The 2843-nt window shown below is 64.3% G+C and carries 4 protein-coding genes; 2 read left to right on the forward strand and 2 right to left on the reverse strand.

Annotation, left to right across the window (positions count from 1 at the left end; translation table 11 throughout):
- Positions 1–1055, forward strand: a 1055-nt coding sequence (locus EN879_RS30855; protein ID WP_245493891.1) for an aminomethyltransferase family protein, incomplete at its 5' end; no start/stop codon positions are given.
- The gene (locus tag EN879_RS30860) at positions 1048–1587 is read left to right on the forward strand and encodes a hypothetical protein (protein WP_063169863.1); all 540 of its coding nucleotides are present in this window, start codon (positions 1048–1050) and stop codon (positions 1585–1587) included. The genes EN879_RS30855 and EN879_RS30860, both read left to right, overlap by 8 nt.
- Positions 1588–1601: 14 nt before the next feature.
- Here EN879_RS30860 and EN879_RS30865 read toward each other — a convergent pair whose 3' ends face one another.
- Both EN879_RS30865 and msuE read right to left on the reverse strand, forming a co-directional pair.
- Positions 1602–2087: a hypothetical protein gene (locus EN879_RS30865; RefSeq protein ID WP_063169862.1), complete on the reverse strand. Its 486-nt coding sequence runs from the start codon at positions 2085–2087 to the stop codon at positions 1602–1604.
- 118 nt (positions 2088–2205) lie between these two features.
- The gene (gene msuE, locus EN879_RS30870) at positions 2206–2766 is read right to left on the reverse strand and encodes an FMN reductase (RefSeq protein ID WP_027164238.1); all 561 of its coding nucleotides are present in this window, start codon (positions 2764–2766) and stop codon (positions 2206–2208) included.
- Positions 2767–2843 lie beyond the last annotated feature (77 nt).

Below are 2843 nucleotides of genomic sequence, written 5' to 3' on the forward strand. Positions count from 1 at the left end.
GTTCGATCGCGGACGAGGCGCGACGTGCGCGCCAGTCGGTCGCGCTGTTCGATGGTTCGACGCTCGGCAAGATCGAGGTGATCGGGCCGCAGGCGGCGGCGTTCGTCGATTTCCTCTACTACAACACCATGTCAACATTGAAACCGGGCCGCTGCCGTTATGGCTTCATGCTGTCTGAGAACGGCGTGGTCTTCGACGACGGCGTGCTGGTGCGGCTGGACGAGCATCGCTTCGTCGTGTCGTGCTCGTCCTCGCATGTCGCCGCCGTCCATGCGCGGCTGGAGGAATGGCGCCAGGACCGTTTTGGCCGCGGCGCCGTCTACATCCACAACGCCACACCGGACATGGCGACACTGACCGTTTCGGGGCCAAATGCCCGCAAGCTGCTGGAAAAGCTGCATCTTGGCCTCTCGCTCGACGATGCCGACCTGCCGCATATGGCGATCGGTCATGGCACTTATGCCGGCGACGAAGTCCGCATCGCCCGCGTCAGTTTCACCGGCGACAGGAGCTACGAGATTTCGATCCGGGCCGACCACGCCGAGCCGCTATGGGCGCATCTGCGCGAGGCCGGCCAGGCGCTCGACGCCATCGTCATCGGCCTGGAGGCGCTGATGATCCTGCGTGCCGAAAAGGGTTTTATCGTCATCGGCAAGGACACCGACGGCACCACATTGCCGCATGATCTCGGCGTCCACGGTCCGCGGGCCAAACGCAAGACCGAGTTCGTCGGCCGCCGCTCATTGTTCACCGAGGAGGCGTCGCGTGACAATCGCATGCAGCTTGTCGGGCTGGCAGTGCCGCAAGGCGAAGCACCGCTGCCGACCGGCGCGCATGGCATCAAACGGATCGACGGCAGATTGCGCAGCCAGGGCTTTGTCACCTCGAGCTACCAGAGCCCGACGCTTGGCCGCCCGGTTGCGCTTGGGCTGATAGAGCGCGGCGCGACGCGGCACGGCGAGACGATTGACATCCAGTATCTCGGCAAGATCAGCAAGGCGACAATTACCGCCCCTTGCGCCTTCGACCCGGCAGGAGACCGGCTGCATGCGTGATCTCGCGGAAAAATGGTCCGTTGCACCGGACTGGCAATCGGCGGTGATCAAGGTGCCCGGCCTTGTGGTGCGCGCGGTCTGCGGCCTCAACCAGTTGCTGGTCAGCGGCGACCTCGACGCGTGGGCGCGGGCTTCGAGCGCCGACGGGAACGGAGTCGGAGCCTTTGGCACCGCACAAGGTGACCGCTATGCGGCGCGACTGGCGCGCGACCGGCTGCTGATCGTCTCGAACAGCCCGCTTGCCATCGCCTCGGGCTGGCACACAGACGGGTTCGCGGTGACGGCGATCAGCGCCGGGTTGCAAATGTTCGAGGCCGAGGGCACGGCGCTCGACGCTTTCATCGCGCGTGGAACGACGCTCGATCCCAGCCAAGCGAGCGCCAGTGCAGCGCTGTCCTTCGCCGACATCAGCGCCGTCGTCTATCGCCATGACGCCAAGCTGCGCATCCATGTCGATCGCGGTCTTGCCGCCTATCTCTGGACATGGATGGAAATTGCCGCCGGCAACATCGCCGCAGGATCAGCGAAGTAGCCGGTTACGGCTGGTCAGAGTGTGAACGACCAGAACAGGCAGGCCAGCGTCGCAGCGGCAAAGACGACGAAGAACAGGCTGCGCAGCAGCACGTTGCGGCGCAACTCGTTCATGACAAAGTGACAACCGACGATCGCCGCGGCAAACAGGAACCGCCAGTTCAGCAATGTCCACACGGCGCTGCCCTGCCCGAACGCCCATCTGGCGACCATACAGCCGACGATGGTCGCAAACAGTGCGATCACGGTCCAGAAAAGGGCATCGGCGGCATGGGTCAGGACGATACCGGCCGCCCTTATCGGCAGGATCATCATCAGCATCGCGCTGAAGAAATAGACGGCGGCAATCGGGATGAACACGCCGGCGTCGGCAATGCCGTCAAGGCGCCTGACGCCGATCGCGCCATAGGGATAGCCGTGCCTGGCGACAGCCAGGCTCAACGCCATGAGCAAGGCGGTCAGCACGGCGACCAATGCGAAGGATGTGAGGGCTTTGCTCATGACGTTCCTGTCCCAGACGAATCAGACAGGAACGGTTTTAGCGGTCGGTCGTAAATTGCGCGTAAGCGGGGGCGCTGCCCTCACGGATTTCGTTCAGTTCAATCTGGCTGACGACAGGCTATTCAGCGGCGATCCGGCCTGCCGAACGATTGGCCAGCACAAAGCCGACCTCGTCGACCGCCTGCGCCGCACGCTTAAGGATCGCCTCGGAGCGCAGCACGCCGTCGGTGAAATCCTTGTCGGTGGCGTAGACGGCGGTGGGCAGCGCAAAGGCCTCGAAGAAGCCGAACAGCGGCCGCAGCTGATGCTCGACGATCAAGGCATGGCGCTCGCCACCGCCGGTCGCCGTCAGCACGATGGGCTTTCCCCGCAATGCCGCCGGATCGATCAGGTCGAAGAAATGCTTGAACAGGCCGGTATAGCTGCCCTTGTAGGTCGGCGAGCCCACGACAAGCACGTCGGCGGCGAGGATTTGTTCCAGGATCGCGTGCGCCTGGCCGTCGAGATCGCGGGCCCATTTCGCCGTTCCCAGCGACGGCCCGAGATCCTCGATATCATAGGTGCTCGCCGATAGGCCGTGGCTGGCGGCGATGTCCCTGGCGACCAGATCGACGAAGGCGCGCGTCTTTGACGGCCTGGTGATGTTGCCGGAAAAGCCGACGACTGTTGGGTTTGACATGGCAGTGGGCCTCTTGGATGGTCGAAGGTTTGACGTGGCGGGCCGCCCGCCCGCCGGGGGAAAATCACCTCCAGGCG

This window comes from Mesorhizobium sp. M7A.F.Ca.AU.002.02.1.1, from assembly GCF_003998535.1.
Taxonomy (GTDB): Bacteria; Pseudomonadota; Alphaproteobacteria; order Rhizobiales; family Rhizobiaceae; genus Mesorhizobium; species Mesorhizobium ciceri.

What these genes read in the sequence shown, in the direction of transcription:
- msuE (WP_027164238.1), bottom strand. Translation starts at nt 2,766, where the DNA reads ATGTCAAACCCAACAGTCGTCGGCTTTTCCGGCAACATCACCAGGCCG.
- EN879_RS30865 (WP_063169862.1), bottom strand. Translation starts at nt 2,087, where the DNA reads ATGAGCAAAGCCCTCACATCCTTCGCATTGGTCGCCGTGCTGACCGCC.
- EN879_RS30860 (WP_063169863.1), top strand. Translation starts at nt 1,048, where the DNA reads ATGCGTGATCTCGCGGAAAAATGGTCCGTTGCACCGGACTGGCAATCG.